Origin of the sequence: Arthrobacter sp. MYb213, from assembly GCF_002979915.1 — a bacterium.
Classification (GTDB): Bacteria; Actinomycetota; Actinomycetes; order Actinomycetales; family Micrococcaceae; genus Glutamicibacter.
The window spans coordinates 427,214-443,535 of record NZ_PCQA01000003.1 but is presented as its reverse complement, the minus strand read 5'-3'; the positions used below and the strand labels follow the sequence as shown (position 1 = coordinate 443,535).

Genomic DNA, 16,322 nt, shown 5'->3' with positions numbered 1-16,322 from the left:
TTTCTGCGCGTAAGAAAAGCCAGAATTCTTGTGCCCCTGCCTTCCGCCCTTATAGGTTGATGGGTTATGAGCGACAAGCCACAGAAGAAGCCATCCATCACCCGCCAGTTGCCATTGCTAGCACTCGGCGCCACCCTACTCCTCTCCGGGTGTTCCGCTCCCGCCCAGGACCCCGGCGCCGGCGCCGGCGATGACAAAGACCCAGTAGCTCAGGACAGTCGGCTGACTGCCATCAGCGACTCGGGAACACTCAAGGTCTGCACGACCGGCGATTACCGGCCATTCACATATCTGGATCCCAAGTCCGGTGACTGGTCAGGTATCGATATCACGATGGCCAAGAATCTTGCCCAGTCACTGGGCGCCGAACCCGAGTTCATTCAGACCACGTGGAAGGATTTGATGCCAGATTTCAAATCCAAGTGTGATCTCGCCGTGGGCGGTGTTTCGATTTCCTTGGAGCGTTCCCAGCAGGCCTACTTCAGTGAAGCCACCTTGGACGAGGGAAAGACTCCCATCACGCTGTGTGAAAACGTGGAGAAATACGACACCATCAAGGAAATCAACAAGCCCGGGGTCCGGTCAATTACTCCTATTGGTGGAACCAACGAGAAGTTCGCTGACGAGCACTACCCGGACGCAGAGATCATTCGTTTTGAAGACAACAACAAGATCTTTGATGAGATCATCGCAGGACGCGCTGACGTGATGACCACCGATGCTTCTGAAACTCGGTGGGTCGCCAATGAGCATCCAGAGCTGTGCGCGGTACATCCTGATAAGCCATTCAATTTCTCTCAAAAGGCCTATCTTTTGCCACTAGGCGACGATGAATTCCAAGAGTACGTTGATCAGTGGCTGAACATGTCCAAAAATGATGGGACGCTCAAAACGGCCGAGAAACCATGGTTCGGGTAGCTGCGAATGATGGCCCATAACCAACGGTTAAACATTCAGCCCCACTCTCCGATATTTCTCGGCGAGTGGGGCTGAATGGTCTTGAGAGTTACTGCTAGTTCTGCCAGAACGGGTAATCCGTGTAGCCACGTTCCCCTGGAGTGTAGAACGTGGAAGCGTCAGGTTCGTTTAGTGGCAGTTCTTCTCGCCAGCGACGTACCAAGTCTGGATTCGAAATCGCTGGACGGCCCACAACTACTGCGTCACCCCAGCCACCGGCGGCCACGGTAGCCGCATCTTCAAATGTGGTTATTGTCTGGAATCCGGTGTTGAGCAACAGCGGACCACCAAAAGCAGTGCGCAAGGACTGAACCAATTCACCAGCTGGATCCTTGTGCAAGACGCTCAACGCGGCCAAGCCCAAGGGCGCAATGCCTTCCAGCAGAGCCTTGTAGGTAGCGGCAACATCCGCAGAATCACTTTCTACAGCGCCCTGGACATTGTGCTCTGGCGAAATGCGCAGACCGGTTTTCCCTGCACCAATTTCATTAGCCACCGCGGTGACTACCTCAATGACAAAACGTGCACGGTTCTGTGGCGATCCACCATAGACGTCGGTTCGGGTATTGGAACTAGGAGCAAGGAACTCATGGAGCAGGTAGCCATTGGCACCGTGCAGTTCTACACCGTCAAACCCGGCGGCAATGGCATTGCGCGAGCCTTGAACAAATTCTTCAATGACTCCCGGCAACTCGTCGGCGCCCAGCGCATGCGGAACCGGGAAGTCGTGCTTTCCGGTGTAGGTGCGTGTCTGTCCTTCTACTGCGATGGCACTGGGCGCAACTACATGGTCAACGCCAGTAGTTTCGGGGTGCGTTACGCGTCCTGCGTGCATCACCTGTGCCACAATCAGCCCGCCTTCGGCGTGCACCGCGTCGGTGACCTTCTGCCATCCGGCAATCTGCTCTTCGGTGACCAGACCTGGCTGGCGAACAAATCCTTGGCCGATAGCGCTGGGGTAAACGCCTTCGCTGACAATCAAACCCATGGAAGCACGCTGCCGGTAGTACTCGACAACTTGTTCGTTGGGCACACCGTCTTCATCCGAACGGGACCTAGTTAACGGGGCCATGACGAGACGATTTGAAAGATTGAGATCGCCGAGGGTAATCGGGGAGAACAGATCCATAGGTAAAGCTCCTGAAGATTGTTGGTACCTCATCCAACGAGCTAGACCGTTTACCTATTCCGCCCAGGCGCCGATAGTGAGTCGGCTAACGTTCGGTCGGATGGCTCCCCGCGTACCTTTTTACCCAGACATCAGCTGAACTCGGTCTGCAATTTGATCCATGAAATTTTGATCATGAGAAGAGAAAAGTACTGCTCCCCCGTGGGCTAACACCGAGTCGATGACTCGACGCAACGCGGCAACACCCCAAATGTCCAAGGCTTCGGTTGGCTCGTCCAATAGCAAAATTTTGGGTTCGCGGACAAGAACGGTAGCCAGTGCCACGAGCCGGCGTGCGGACGCCGGTAATTCGTAAGGGTGGCTATCTGCATCCGAAGATAGACCAAGTTGAGCGAGTATTTCTGGAACCTTTGCTCGTGCAGCACTCTTTTTGGGCAGTCCAAAAGTGACCTCGCGCAGCACGGTCCGTTCAAAGAGCTGATCCGAAGGATTCTGCAACAGCAGGCCAGTTTCCGCCGACACTTGGATAGTCCCGGAAGATGGTTTGAGCAGTCCAGCAGCGGCTTTGAGTACCGTCGTTTTTCCGGATCCGTTAGCGCCGGCCAGCGCCACGCACTCTCCGGCACGTACTTGCAGGTCCAGGCCCTGTACCGCCGGTTCTTCGGATTTCGGATAGCCCAATTTGACCCCAGAAAATTCCAGTAGAGTCCGGCCATCTGTAGCGATAGGACTTCGCTGTACTGCTGTCGCAGCAGCATTGCGTTCGATACTTGCGCCATTGGCTTTGTGGAGATGCCCGTTCGCTAAGGTCCAGACAGCATCCGCGCTAGCAGTCCATGGCCCGGCCGTTCGACTTAGCACTAACAATGCCGTACCACCAGAGCGCAGCCGGGCAATCATCTCGGTCACCGTGACTGTAGCTTCGGCATCCAAGCCAGCAAGCGGCTCATCTAGAACCATCACCGAAGGATCAGAAACCGACAAGGCTGCCAGAGCAACCAGACGTTCCTGCCCGCCCGACAGTTTAGCGGGATCCCGTTTGAGCAGATGCCCCAAGGAGAATCGCTGCGACAGTGTGGAGATCTGCTGGTGCATCTGTTCACGTGTTGCGCCCTCGTTTTCAAGCGAGAAGACGAGTTCCTCGGCCACGATTTCACGAATCCGCGAAAGGTAGTGGCCAGCTTCTTGCGGGAGCAGGCCCACATGCTTGGCCCAACCAGCTACGTCAATCCGTGGAGAATCCTGTGCAGAGTATTGGACCCGCTGTCCAGCTAGGTTGATTGATCCCCGGCACTCATCCGCGGCTGGTCGTGGCAGCATACCTGCCAGCAGCGCGCCCAAGGTGGATTTTCCAGAACCAGAATCCCCCACGATGACCGTCAGCGAACCCGGAGCCAGTTCCAAATCAACGCTTTGCAAGGTATCAGATTCTGCGCCAGAGTATCGAAATCGCTCAATTTCCAGAGCAAGCACCGTAGATTTTCCGGTGAAAGAATTCTTTTGAATCTCCATCATTTACTCCCCCAAAGAGGGGCCAAGATAACCAAAGGACCCATTACCGCACAGAACAAGGCAACCCAGCGAATTCGGCGTTGGATAAGTGAATCTTGGACTGCGCGCAATCTGGTGTGGGCACCGGCCGCGGGAAAACCTCGGGCAGCTAAATGCACAGACCTGTCGTGAGCATCTTGTAGCGAGGCAAGTACCAATGGCACTGCTCGCAACCGGACACGTTTTAACCAACCAGTAAGGCCGCGTCCGGTGCCAGCCTTGCGCAGGGTCTGCGCCTGACCAATGGCACGCTGTTTCTCTGCCATTTGTGGCAGGAGAAAGAGTGAGGCTGCAAGTAAGTACCCAACCTGCGGCGGTGCAGGAGATAGATCTATGGCAGCCACCAGCTGGTGCGTGTCTATCAGCAGAGTACAGAGCAGACCCACCACCACCAGTACCGCGGTGCGCAGCCCCAAAGTCATGGCTGTTTCCAAACCGCCGGTAGTCACCCTGAACGGTCCTGCCGCAGCAATCAATGCTGAGGCATCCGTGGCAACGAGCCCGTGGATCAACAGCAGGGAAGCAAAAGTAGGAAGCAAGATAGCAACCGCCATGACCACCAACCGTTGTAACCGTCCAACCCATCCGGCCAGCACCAAACAGGCAGTGATGACCGCGCAACCCAGCAGCCAGCTGCCAGCAGCGGTGGTTATCGTAACGGTGGCCACCGCCAGTGACAGCACGGTGAATGGATGCAAGCTAATGGAGCGGGACATGGAGTTGAAATCTACTTGGGTCCGCGCTGGCCCAGAACACGGTGACGGCGGATAAATTCAAAGCTACCGCTCAAGCGCTTAGGCAGTGCGTAGACCAGAAGGGCCGCAATCAGGAAGACGATAGCCTTGTCCCCCGGGTCTGAGATCAAAGCTTGTTTGGTGACTGCTGAGAGTAGCGAGTCCCCCATGGAGCGGAAGGCAGCAACGACTGCGCCGGTGCCGACTCCTGAGGTTCCTCCATAAACAAACGCAGCGACGGGAGATGAAACTACTCCAACCAGCACACCGGCAACTAGACCTGCCACCGGAGCAAAGTATGGACGGCGCAGTGCGCCGAAACGTGCAGCGGTTCCGGCAAGGAAACCAACCAACGCGGCACCTGCTGCGAAGGGCAATACCGTGGGAGCAAAGAGCGACCAGATCAGCGTGCTGAGCACACCAGTGGCGGCGCCTGCTCGGCGGCCGGCTAGGAAACCAACTAGCACCGTGCCAATGGAATCCAGGTAAAGCGGGACCATCACTGAGCCCACAAACTGGCCCAAGATGATGTTCAGGGCCAGCGCAACCGGAATCAGCGTAAGCGTGGATACTGGCAGGTCTGGAAGCACCGCAAGCAGTAACAAAACGGCAGCAGCTAAGTAGGCTGCAAAGGTAGCTAGCGCGACTCCCCGTCCAAGGCCCTCAACGATTCCCATGGGCTGGGTGATGACCAAAGTTAGGTACGTTCCTACAAGGAGCAGGGTTCCGGTGATGGCCAGTAGTCGGCGGCGCATAACGCGCGTGGCCGATTCTTCGGGCAAGAGCAGGTTCGGTGACATAGAGAGGCAATCCTGTATACGAGTACGAGTGCGCACCGTAGTCCTCACGGGTACGCTCGAATGCTGGATCTAATGTCACCTCGACCCGGTAGATGAGTCTAGCTCACCAAGGTTACGGCTCAGGAATTCGTGTCGAGTTTTCGGGCTAGTACACCAAGGCGGGTTAGTAGCTCTGCAAACCCTGATTCGGGATCGTTGCTGGACACTATGCGAGCATTTGCCGGTTTACCCCACAGACCTCGGTAATCAGCCACGGTGGTTCCGAAGAGGAGCTTTGATTCGGTTTCCACATCAACGGTTGCGAGTCGAGTTTGGTATTCAAGAGTTCCAGCAGCGACACCTGCGGCAAAGAAGTCATGTACATGGGCAATGTAGCCCTGATCGTAGTGACGGTGGAACTCGAAGTAGAAACGTAGTGCGTCTGAAAGGTAGCGCACTAGCGGATTGGATGCGGTACTGAGCATCCCTTCGGGATCAGTAGCCAAGACGAGTTCAGGCTCGGTGCATCCAGCTTCTTCAGCCAATCGGGTAAGAAACTCTGGCTGCATCTCGAATCGTTCCGTGGTGTCTAAGGAACAGATAATCGGAAGCTTATCCTCCTCTAATCCTTGTTCAGCTGCTGTTGTATAGGCAGCAAAGACTTCCTTAGCAGCGTGTGGATCCACGTGGGTGTTCCACTCGGCCGTAGGGGTTGTGTTGCCTTGATAGTAGAAAGCCCCACCCATGATGACCACTTTCCGCAAAAGCCATGGCAGCTTTGGTTCGCGGCGTAGCGCCAAGGCGAAGTTGGTGAGCGGTGCGGTAAGCAAAACTGTTAACTCGCCAGGGTTAGCTCGTGCGGCTTCGATCCAGTAATTCACAGCGTCTTCTTTGTGCGCCACTGCGGTCTCTGGAGTCGGTAGCGTCGCATACCCGACTCCCTGTGGTCCATGAGTTTCAGGTGTCGTGACCAACGGAACTTCTAGGGGTTCGCGGGCACCTATGAGAACCGGAAAATCAGGCAGGCCGCAGAGCGATAACAAGGCACGGTTGTTGACCACGACTTGATCAACGTCGACGTTGCCAGGCGTGCTGGTGATGGCCTTAATCCGTACATGATCGCACGCGCAGAGGTATGCCAGGGCAAGCGCATCATCGATGCCTGTGTCGTTGTCGATGAGCAGGCGAACTTGGGGTTCTTGAATAATTTGTTGACAGCCGGTCTCAGATTTTTTCACTATTAATCCTAAATCGGTCTGGGAATACTGAGTTTTGTTCGCACTACAGGAGAATCATTTATGCACGCCTAAAGTCAGACCAGTGTTTGTCGCAGACATGGGAAAATCATGGAAAGTCCCGCTTGCAAGAGCGCGGCTTCGGCATTTAGCCTCTGACTAACGTTGACTTTAGCGACGAATCTGATGACTCATATCCAAGACAAGATGCCACTTACTATGCAGTTAATCTTCTCTTGCTGCACGCCACGACCATGCGCTCTATTCTGCCACTCCTATAAATTTTCAAAACACAATGACTTAATTGGCAATACGAGTTGTCTCAGGCGCTTTTCGGATTCAGGAATCTCTCGTATGAGATTTCGAGAAGATCCGTTCGTGGCTGTTCTGCTTTTTTCCCCGGTAACATCATCAGTTTCTGACCGTGACGCTCCTGAAGTCCATATTGCAGCATTGGCCCGTCGCGTTCAAGCATTAAGTCAGGCCGAATTTGAACAACTAAATCGGGTCGAATGCCGAGAAGTCCGGAGTCAAAAGCAGCATGGTGAATCTTGCACAGGGCCAGACCGTTCACGACCGACGCTATTCCCAACTCATGAGAGTCCGGCACAATATGCGCGGCGTCCAAAAGTACACGATGCCCCAGATTGCATACCGCGCATCGGTCTTCATAAGCTCGCAATACTGTGGATCTAAAAACCGGCTGGTGAAGTCTAATTTTGGTTTCGGCGGTTAGATACTTTCTAACCGTATCTTGCATAACAGTGATCTTGCCTGCGCCTCTAAGCGCCGAGGCTTCTTCATCGTGTGGCACAATGACAAATCGCTTCTGCTCGGGCTCCTCTGCAATTATGTAGACCGGGCAGATGATTTGGAATAATGCTGGCCCCATCCCTACGCCGATAAACCAAATAATGGGAAGATCGGCGTTCATAGCGGCACGTAGAGCACGGTTATCTCGATGTTCAGGATCATCGCCCTGCCACATATACCGAAGAAGTCCGTCTGGTCCAACGGAATCCTCATACGGACGGGGCTGTCCAACTTTGCGATAGACCGTTTGAACAGACAATGCCGCTGAGAGTTGTCGGGGTTTTCGAATTCCTTGCTGTGTTGCTTGTAGAGCGAAATATTCACCATCAAACTGGAAATCTTTAATTTCTTCCCGAGTCAGTGGTACGGCCCCATCATTAGTTCTGATTTTGAGCCATCTTATCGCTTCCTCACGCAACCGCCGATCACGATCAGGAGTCCAATGGTCACCTTCCACGGATATTTTCTCCTGCCACCGAATAATCTTAAGTAGTTACAGCATATCGGAGTAGCCAATGAGAACCCGGGCCGATGCGCCTCATCGGGGAATTAACGCCATTCCAGAAATACCCTACTTTATGGGACCCCAGCCCATTGTCGGAAACTTAAATGTCTTTTCGTCAAACATGGTTTGCTCGCATCCGAGAAGAATATTTTCATCGTCGAAACGTTTGAGCAGAGGGTGACAGCCGCATCTGAACGGACAGCAGCTAACCGCGAGTGGAGAATTCATATAGAGCCGTCGGTTCTAAGTGAGATCCTCATTCGGGTTCAGGTAGTCGTACAACGCGTTATCAATGGGCTTATCAAAATGCAGATCCATGGTGACAACGTCTAGCTGTTCATTGTCTTTTCCAAGCATGTGGGTTTGTTCAGGATTGCGTGCGTCTGCCTGGCCCAGATAGAAGAATTCAGTTCCCTCTGCGTCGTCTTTCTTAACGAAAATGTGTAGATCTACTTCGTTGGCAACGATGCGTCGCACTTCGTCACTTCGCAAGGTGCGCCTAGACCTAGTGAACCAGCGCAGATGTGCTGAGTCGACGAGTTCGTCCTGGTACGCGGTACTGGCCGAAATATCGTCCGATTTATGAAGGGTCACGAAAATCGGGCAAGTCTTTGAATTTGCGTCAACTTTGTACCCGTAAAGTGTTGATGTCCATTTGCGAGGAAGGCCCAGAAGCCTCGTAACTTCCTTGCGTGAGTACTGACCACCAACGATGAACGGTTGCCCACCGTCATAGCGGTCGCTCACGAGCGCTATACCAGTTTGCAGAATGTCTTCTACTTCGGCGGCAAACGAGTCATGCATGCGGTAGGAGTTTAAGAACTCGGCATTCGCTATGATATTCCGACCTTCAAGGGCCGCCAGCTGAACGCCGTAGCGGGTCAGGTCGACTTGCGAGTGATTAGTAAGAGTCAAAGTTTCGATCGCGCTGAACAACTCACGCTCGGTCGCGTTGATGCCAAATTTGCTGAGGGCATCCGAGAATTCGTCTAAAGTAACAGAACCACGCGAAGTTAGTTCTCGAACGAGTACGAACTCATGTAAACGCTTCGCTGTTAAAACTTCATGCGATAGCAAGGAAAGCGCTCGGAGCTCATCTTGGCTGAGGTCATGATCGATACGCAAGAGGCTCTTCACGAGTACCGGGTAGTTCTCTTTCTTGGTCGCTAGCAACACAGGATCAACTGATTCAAAACGATAGAAGTCAAACAACTTTGGGGCTTGCCCAACCCTATTCTGCATAGCTTGCATTGCACCGCGCAGTTTTTGAATGCTGTCCAGGGCAGTCGTGCGGATGGAATCAAGTACACGCTGCTGCGAGATCTTATCGAAACGAACACTGGACAAACCGGCAAGCACGCCTGCCTGTTCAGTGGAAATGAGTTTCTCTTTCAGCGACTCTTTGTTCAATGACTCATCACCAAAGAGCGCAATAGGAATCATATAGTTGTTCGCGTAGTTTCCAATGAAGTCGATTACCACCAAGTAATCCTTCATCGGTGCCTTACGTAAACCGCGCCCAAGCTGCTGTACGAAAACTATTGCCGATTGAGTTTGGCGAAGCATCACGACCTGATTCACGGTCGGGATGTCCACCCCCTCGTTGAAGATGTCGACGGTGAGGATATAGTCGAGTTCTCCGCGCTCCAGCTGCCCAACTACTTGTTCTCGCTGCTCTACCGGATCGTCACCGCTCAGGCTCACTGTCCGCAATGTTTTTCCATGCAGCTTCTGCTGGTTCATCGCTGCCGACAGCGCAGCAGCTTCGACTTTGCGAGAACAGAAAATAAGTCCCTTGGGATCGATACCAGCCTGACCATACTTAGTCAGCGCGTCAATAATGTGGTGAACACGATCAGCTGTTACTAGATGGCCCAGATCATCAGCGCTGTCTAAAGTCGTCTGGTCATCAAGCATTACGTCGGCTATCCCGTAGTAGTGAAACGGGCTCAGCATGTTCTCTTCCAATGCGTGATTCAAGCGAATCTCATACGGTACGTTGTAGTCGAAAAATTCAAAGACGTTGAACCCGTCGCTTCGCTCTGGCGTAGCGGTTAGGCCCAGCAAGAAAGTAGGATCGAGATACTCAAGAACCTTCTTGTATGTCGGAGATCCAACACGATGAGCCTCATCAACGATGATGTAGTCAAAAGCATCGGGCTGAAGCTCGTGCAGCACACGGTCTTGAGATAAGGTCTGCACGGTTGCGAAAACAAACTTGAGGTCACTTTGTTTTGAGGTTCCCGCAAGTTTGCCAAACTCGTTGCGGTCGCCACCGATAACGCGTCGGTACTCTTGGATGGTTTTATCGAGGATCTGCTCGCGGTGGACGATAAATAAGAACCGGCCAGGATGAGCTGCCCTTACTTCCAATGCTGAGAGGATCGTCTTTCCCGTACCGGTTGCCGAAATAACTATGGCCTTCGACTCCCCGCTCGTCCGAACCTGTTCCAGCGCCTTGAGCGCCTCCGTTTGCATCTGATTCGGAAGGATAGGCATGAGCAACTCGGACGACGCAGCGCCATCCGGCGATTGACCGGTCACTTCAAGATCTTGTTCAGCCTCTACCTGCAGGAGATGCTCATCAGCATCAGTTCGAGGGGCAGTTACTACTTTTCGATGTATCGGAGGAGGTGTGTACTGTTCCGCATACGCATCTATCCACCGTTGGCTCAGTGCTATGGATTCTTCAAGCTGGTTCTGGGTCAACAAAGAAAGCTGGTCGGCTAGATCGCTGCCCTCGGATGCTGAAACTTTCAGGTTCCATTCATGATTTTTCACGATCGCGCTACCGGTCAAATTTGAACTGCCGATCATGGCCGTAACCATATTCTCGGTTTTGAAGATATAGCCCTTCGGGTGAAAGGCTCCCGCGTTGTGAATTCGAACGTTGATCCCTAGATTTTCAAGGTTCAGTAGCTCGCTAAAAGCCAATGGCGAGTTGAAGCCCAAATAATCGGAGGTGACAATCGTTCCCCGACCAGAAAATTCCACGAGCTCCTGTTTTAGCAAAGCAATCGCATTCGGGGTGACGAAGGCGACGGAGAAAATGAATTCGTCGCAACGGGCGAGCTCTTCGCGAAGGATGCGCAGAACCGTATTGCCGTCCGCGTTCAATACGACGCGAGGGTGGTGATGGCGGCGAGATTGCTGCTTCCCGTCTAAGAATCCGAAAGTGATGTCTCTTGAAAAACCACTACCAAGAACGAGATCAGCATTAGTATTCACTATGCCGCCTGGATGAGTTCCACCGCAGGAATGTCCGCTGGCGCCCACTCCAAGGACAAGAGTTCATCGCGTTTGAGCCACTTTGCATCTTCATGCTCCGTGAGCTGCGGTTCTCCTTCAACTAACTCGCAATAGAAGGTTGTCAGAGTAACAATTCCGAAGTCATATTCATAGGTGGTACTCGTGACCTGATCGTCCACTTTGACCGTGCAGAGGAGTTCCTCTCGAATCTCGCGTTCAAGTGCTTCGCGAGGAGTTTCTTTCGGCTCGATTTTGCCACCAGGGAATTCCCACATGCCGCCGAGACTTCCGTTCAGGCCTCGTTGAGCGCAAAGGATTTCATCGTTCCTGACGATAACGGCACCAACAACATTGATTTGCTTCTTCAAGCTAATTCTCCTCTGACATAAGTCTCGAATCGCTACTTCCGATAGTTACGATCCTATCGGTCCGAACAGACGGAATCACACTAAACCGCATGAGGAGCGGATTCGAGCGTGTATCTTCTGCCTCCATTTATTTATCGCGCGATCAGTTGGACTTCACTCACCAAACATTTGAAAGCAAAACGAATTTCACTCGATAAATTGGTTCCGAGCTTCGACGACGTCTCTGACAGACTATTCCTGAAGGGACACAGCCTCGAAGCTACGAGTAGGATATATTTCCCCAAGGTTTCACCGGAACAACCCACTCGTAGCTCATTGGTCTACTCGAAGAAGTCCTCATCGATGTCCACGACATCATATCTTCTCTCAATTTGGACGCCAACGCGGTACTTAATCATGAGAGAGACTAGGCGATTTCCGTCGATCAGAATAGTGCGAGTCGGAATGCCGGACGCATAGTCTTTGGCATGCTGAGTAAAGGCACTAGTCGTGATGAACACGCCCTTGGTTGCCGAAACCCCATGTAGGGCACCTACGAATGCCTGGATAGTTTCTCGGCCGATGTTGCTTCCCTCGGCGTATCTCTTCGCTTGCACATAGATTCGGTCAAGGCCCAGGGCATCCTGGTCAATGACACCGTCCACTCCGCCGTCCCCCGAACCGCCAATACGACGACCACGTTGTTCGGCACCTCCATAACCCATCGCTAGCAACAGCTTGACCACAGCTTCTTCGAAGAAGTCCGGGTGGCTGTCTCGCAGACGCTGAAGGAGCGAATCCCCGACGTCGGATGTTATCCGGTTAATGCCGGCTTCAATCTGCTCAATTGGATCTGCAACATCGGTTACGACGAGTTCAGCTGCTTCCGCCGATTGCGTCTTCTGCACCTGCGGCCAATAATCAGCGAAAGTCAGATTGGCCTCGGAGAAACTACGAATGCCCTCCGGGTGTTCAGCAAACCATTGTCTGCCTTTGTCAGTAATTCTGTAGTTGGCCCGTATAGGCCGCTCAATCCATCCTGCCTTGAACAAGTTGCTGATGGCCCACCCAATACGCTGAACGGAACGAAGCCCACCAGAGTTGAGAGTCTCTGCTCGGGCAACCGCAGACAAGTCGGCAGCGTCTATAGCGCGACTGACCATGTCACGCCTGTGTAGAGTCTCCCCTGAATTCAGTACTTCGAGAACATACCTTACCAAATGAGGCCAGATGGGAACTTCCGATTCAACGGTCTCATCTAAACTTTGGGTCATCTAGTTTCTCCTCATCAAACCTGATCTGGTTATTGCAGACAGCAAATATCCATCATAGTGCTGGGCAGCGGCAGCCTGTAACTTTTCAGGCACTTCTACTACGCACCACAGCCCAAGTTCCATAGCCCAGATAATCTCAAGTTTTCATCCTGACTCTCAGTGCAGAATCTATTAACGAGATGCGAGGCATAAGTAAAAAGTGGTGAGCCGCGGCCCCTAAACATTAGGCGGCTTTGCCAAGAGGCCTGGATCAATCATGGCGGGTCGATCTAGATGTACTCTCACTTTCGGATAGAATCCGATTCAATCAACTTGATGGGTCTATGGGGGAACTTTGAAGCTAACCAATGTGTCAATCCGTCGTTATAAGAGCATCGAGGACGGCAGTGAATTCCCGATCGAACGAGACGTCACAAGTTTGGTAGGAAAGAATGAATCCGGAAAGTCGGCGGCCCTGCAGGCACTGTACAAGAGCTATCCCGTGGAGCCGCATGTGGCATTTGATGCGGGTCTCGATTACCCCACGACAAAGTCCAGGGAAAGAAAGGCTGGCGGGAAAATTCCTGTCACCATCTTGTCTTACGAACTCGACGCCGTCGATGTTTTAGCCGTCGAAGCTGAACTGGGTGAGGGCGCGTTAATGTCCCACAGCATCGCCGTCACTACTGGATACAACTACAAGGCATCGGCCTGGGGCCTAAAGATAGATGAAACCGCCGTCGTGAATCATCTACGGAAAACACTAGAGTTAGCTCCTTCCGAACAATCCCGAGTCGACGCGGCCAAGTCAGTTTCAGAACTAACGGTTGCTCTAAGAGCTGTAGAGGCGCCCATCTCAACCGTGCAAGACACTATTGATAAGATCGCCGAGTGGCCGGATTCCGATCCACTTCTTGCGGCAATCAACATTCTTGTTAAACTTCGCCCCAAGTTCGTTTACTTCGATGACTACGATTCAATGCCGGGAAAAGTGTCCATCCCTGATCTCGTGTCAAAGAGGAATGCCTCGACCCTGGAGCGTAGCGAGCAGGCCGTCGTTTCGCTGCTCAGTGCCGCTGGAGCAGAACTTGAGGATTTCCTTGAACCAGAATCCCATGAACACCTGATTCGTGATTCGGAGAATGCTTCCAACGCGATCTCTGACGAGGTCTTTCAGTATTGGTCACAGAATAAAAACCTTGCAGTAAAAATCACCTTGATCGCTGCGACGACGGACAACTCGGGCACCTCCCAAGGTCCTTGGCTGCAGATCCGAGTCGAAAACCAGCGACACCATGTCACGGTTCCCTTTGACGAAAGATCCCGTGGCTTCGTCTGGTTCTTTTCTTTCCTGGCGTACTTCTCCTCGCTGGAGGAAAAATCCGAGCAGCCTTTGATTCTGCTTCTTGATGAGCCTGGAATTAACCTCCACGCTTCGGCTCAAGCCGACCTTTTACGCTTCATCGACGAACGACTCGCCCCAAAGCACCAGGTGATCTTCTCGACGCACTCGCCCTTCATGATCGACCCACATGCAATTAACAGGGTTCGGACCGTCATCGACAGGGATAACGAGGGGACCAAAATCTCGGATGATGTCTTCTACGCTGACTCGGAAACCGCTTTTCCCTTGCACGCTGCAATGGGTGTAGAGCTGGCGCAAACGTTGTTCGTCGCACCGGACACACTGGTAGTCGAAGGCCCGTCTGATCTTATGTACCTAGAGGTTTTGTCGCAGAAACTCGAATCCTTGGGTCGGGGAGCACTTGATTCTCGATGGGCGATGGCACCGATCGGGGGTGTCGCTAAACTTCCCGCGTTTGTGTCGCTTTTGGGCGCTAATAGACTCAACATCGCGGTGCTAGCTGATTCGTCGATGGCCGATCGAGACGCCATAGAGCGGTTGGAACGTGCCGGCAAGCTCTCGGATGCAGGCATTGTGCTGATCAGCGACATCGTTGGCCGTCCAGAGGCAGATGTGGAAGACATTTTCGACGTTTCTTTCTACTTAAAACTGGTTAACGGGTCATATTCGGAACAGCTGGGAGAAAACACCATAAAGGTTTCAGACTTACCAAAGGGGGATAGGGTCACACAGCGCATTGGCGAAGTATTCAAAGCCCGGGGCATCAATAGGGGGAAGTTGAACCACTTCAAGCCAGCAAAGTATCTGCTGGAAAAGCCATCACGCTATAAGATCCCAGCCGCAACATTGGACCGAGCCGAATCACTCATCAAGATAATCAACTCGCACTTGCCCAGCTAAGGGCATCTATCTACTGGACTTGGTTCTCGCTCTATCAACGGCGGCAAGTGTGCCCCTCCGATTCACAGCGCCTCATAAAGGCGCCGATGATTTCTAGTGAATCTTTCTTGGATTGAGACCTCCGAACATCTAACCACCGCCCACCGACGCGGGCAGTTCCAACCTACCCAGAAAGCGTCAGTGTGCCGGTTAGATGCATTGACGCATGGTAAGACTTTTAGTTGCCAAACTAACGATGGGGCATTTCCCTACGACCCTTCTATGTCTGTCAACCGGCGGTCAAAGCCTCCGCTTGTGAGTTGAAAATGCGGTAGACCCGCCGGGCAAGATAGCGTTTGATGCATCGTCGAATTTCCTTGGTGCTCAGTCCTTCTGCTTCCCGCTTCTGCACGTATTTGCGGGTTTCCTCGTCGTGGGTTATCCGCGTGATGGCGACCATGTGAAGCGCGCTGTTCAGAGCCCGGTCGCCGCCTCGGTTGAGTCGGTGGCGGACGGTGTTCCCCGATGAGGCCGGGATCGGGTTCACCCCGGCGAGGGAAGCGTACGCGGCTTCCGAGTGGACCCGGCCCCGGTGGGACCACACCGTCAGGCACGTGGCGGCCGTGATGGCTCCGAAGCCCTTCACTTCCAGCAGTGGCGCGGCTTCGCTGACCTTGACGAGGTTGGTGATCTTGTTGTTGTTGTCGGCCACTTCCTTGTCGAGCTCACCAATCCGCTTCGCCAACCGAACCGCCTCGGTACGAGCCACAGAGAGTCCCAGTTCTTCCTCCCGTGCGCGCCACCGTGACACTTCGGTAACTTGCTCTCCGGTTAGGGCCTTGCGGGCATCCAAACCCAGCTCGTTGACGCGCACCAGGGCGGTCAGCGCGTTCACTGCACGGGTCCGCTCACCGGTCATGGAATCACGCGCAGACACTAAGACCCTCAGCGCCGCACGGATACCTTCATTCAGCCTCGGCCGGCGCAGTTGCTTCTCCTCCAGCGGCATCACGGCGCGAGCGATCCGCTGGGCATCGAGTTCATCGGATTTGCCGACTCCGTGGTGGGCCCGGGCGTCCATCCGTGCAGCCTCGACAACCGGGTATCCCTTGGCTGCCACGGTTCCGGCAAGTATGGCTCCGTAGGAAGCCGGGCCCTCGATCACCCAGAGCGCGGCAAGGTCCGCACCGGTCCGGCGGGCTACCCATGCCATGGCGCGGTTGATGCCGGCACCGGTCGTGGGGAAGTCCCTGGTAGCGACGAGCTCGCCGGTCGTGGCGGCAATGATGGCGTAAACGTGGTTGCGGGCGTGAGTGTCGACCCCGACGACAAACGCATGTGAATGCGCGACGATAGACATGGCGGTCATTGTTCCTTTCCTTTTCACGGATATGAGCATGGCCGCTGTCGGCCGGCACCAGTCCGGGTAGAGGTCACTTCGGAACAACACTGTGATGAGCCACGCCCTGGGGCGGACAACCTTCTGATCAAGTCACCGAGGTGGGCCGGACGGTACCGGCCGACC

The 16,322-nt window shown here is 53.7% G+C and carries 12 protein-coding genes; 2 read left to right on the top strand and 10 right to left on the bottom strand.

Annotated features, from left to right (window positions below):
• Positions 1–66: 66 nt before the first annotated feature.
• Positions 67–918 (top strand): transporter substrate-binding domain-containing protein, encoded by an 852-nt coding sequence (locus CQ011_RS09530; RefSeq protein ID WP_105677313.1) that lies wholly within the window; start codon positions 67–69, stop codon positions 916–918.
• A 94-nt stretch (positions 919–1,012) separates the two neighbouring features.
• On the opposite strand, the gene CQ011_RS09525 is transcribed toward CQ011_RS09530, so the two are convergent.
• The 9 genes from CQ011_RS09525 to CQ011_RS09485 form a co-directional block, all read right to left on the bottom strand.
• Complete coding sequence (locus CQ011_RS09525; protein ID WP_105677309.1) at positions 1,013–2,086, bottom strand: alkene reductase; 1,074 nt, start codon at positions 2,084–2,086, stop codon at positions 1,013–1,015.
• Positions 2,087–2,206: 120 nt separating this feature from the next.
• The gene (locus CQ011_RS09520) at positions 2,207–3,598 is read right to left on the bottom strand and encodes an ABC transporter ATP-binding protein (RefSeq protein WP_181148060.1); all 1,392 of its coding nucleotides are present in this window, start codon (positions 3,596–3,598) and stop codon (positions 2,207–2,209) included.
• Positions 3,598–4,353 (bottom strand): energy-coupling factor transporter transmembrane component T family protein, encoded by a 756-nt coding sequence (locus CQ011_RS09515; protein ID WP_105677302.1) that lies wholly within the window; start codon positions 4,351–4,353, stop codon positions 3,598–3,600. Before CQ011_RS09515 ends, CQ011_RS09520 begins: the two co-directional genes overlap by 1 nt.
• Before the next feature lie 11 nt (positions 4,354–4,364).
• Entirely contained in the window at positions 4,365–5,171 is an 807-nt protein-coding gene (locus CQ011_RS09510; protein WP_105677299.1) for a glycosyl transferase family 9, read from the bottom strand.
• 119 nt (positions 5,172–5,290) lie between these two features.
• Complete coding sequence (locus CQ011_RS09505) at positions 5,291–6,388, bottom strand: nucleoside hydrolase (protein WP_286161147.1); 1,098 nt, start codon at positions 6,386–6,388, stop codon at positions 5,291–5,293.
• 319 nt (positions 6,389–6,707) lie between these two features.
• Positions 6,708–7,655, bottom strand: a complete 948-nt coding sequence (locus tag CQ011_RS18050) for an HNH endonuclease (RefSeq protein WP_286161146.1) — start codon at positions 7,653–7,655, stop codon at positions 6,708–6,710.
• Positions 7,656–7,946: 291 nt separating this feature from the next.
• A complete protein-coding gene (locus tag CQ011_RS09495) occupies positions 7,947–10,931 on the bottom strand; it encodes a DUF3427 domain-containing protein (RefSeq protein WP_286161145.1) in 2,985 nt (994 codons plus the stop codon).
• Positions 10,931–11,320, bottom strand: a complete 390-nt coding sequence (locus tag CQ011_RS09490; protein ID WP_105677296.1) for a (deoxy)nucleoside triphosphate pyrophosphohydrolase — start codon at positions 11,318–11,320, stop codon at positions 10,931–10,933. Before CQ011_RS09490 ends, CQ011_RS09495 begins: the two co-directional genes overlap by 1 nt.
• Positions 11,321–11,640: 320 nt before the next feature.
• Positions 11,641–12,573, bottom strand: coding sequence for a restriction endonuclease (locus CQ011_RS09485; protein WP_105677291.1), 933 nt, complete (start codon positions 12,571–12,573; stop codon positions 11,641–11,643).
• A gap of 349 nt (positions 12,574–12,922) precedes the next feature.
• Here CQ011_RS09485 and CQ011_RS09480 point away from each other — a divergent pair, with 349 nt between their 5' ends.
• A complete protein-coding gene (locus CQ011_RS09480) occupies positions 12,923–14,818 on the top strand; it encodes an AAA family ATPase (protein WP_105677288.1) in 1,896 nt (631 codons plus the stop codon).
• Between the two features lie 268 nt (positions 14,819–15,086).
• Here CQ011_RS09480 and CQ011_RS09475 read toward each other — a convergent pair whose 3' ends face one another.
• Complete coding sequence (locus tag CQ011_RS09475) at positions 15,087–16,166, bottom strand: IS110 family RNA-guided transposase (protein ID WP_105677283.1); 1,080 nt, start codon at positions 16,164–16,166, stop codon at positions 15,087–15,089.
• Positions 16,167–16,322 lie beyond the last annotated feature (156 nt).

Bases quoted from the DNA above. Each gene is read 5' to 3' on its own strand.
- CQ011_RS09520 (WP_181148060.1), bottom strand. From the start codon at position 3,598: ATGGAGATTCAAAAGAATTCTTTCACCGGAAAATCTACGGTGCTTGCT.
- CQ011_RS09510 (WP_105677299.1), bottom strand. From the start codon at position 5,171: ATGTCACCGAACCTGCTCTTGCCCGAAGAATCGGCCACGCGCGTTATG.
- CQ011_RS09515 (WP_105677302.1), bottom strand. From the start codon at position 4,353: ATGTCCCGCTCCATTAGCTTGCATCCATTCACCGTGCTGTCACTGGCG.
- CQ011_RS09475 (WP_105677283.1), bottom strand. From the start codon at position 16,166: ATGACCGCCATGTCTATCGTCGCGCATTCACATGCGTTTGTCGTCGGG.
- CQ011_RS09485 (WP_105677291.1), bottom strand. From the start codon at position 12,573: ATGACCCAAAGTTTAGATGAGACCGTTGAATCGGAAGTTCCCATCTGG.
- CQ011_RS09525 (WP_105677309.1), bottom strand. From the start codon at position 2,086: ATGGATCTGTTCTCCCCGATTACCCTCGGCGATCTCAATCTTTCAAAT.
- CQ011_RS09530 (WP_105677313.1), top strand. From the start codon at position 67: ATGAGCGACAAGCCACAGAAGAAGCCATCCATCACCCGCCAGTTGCCA.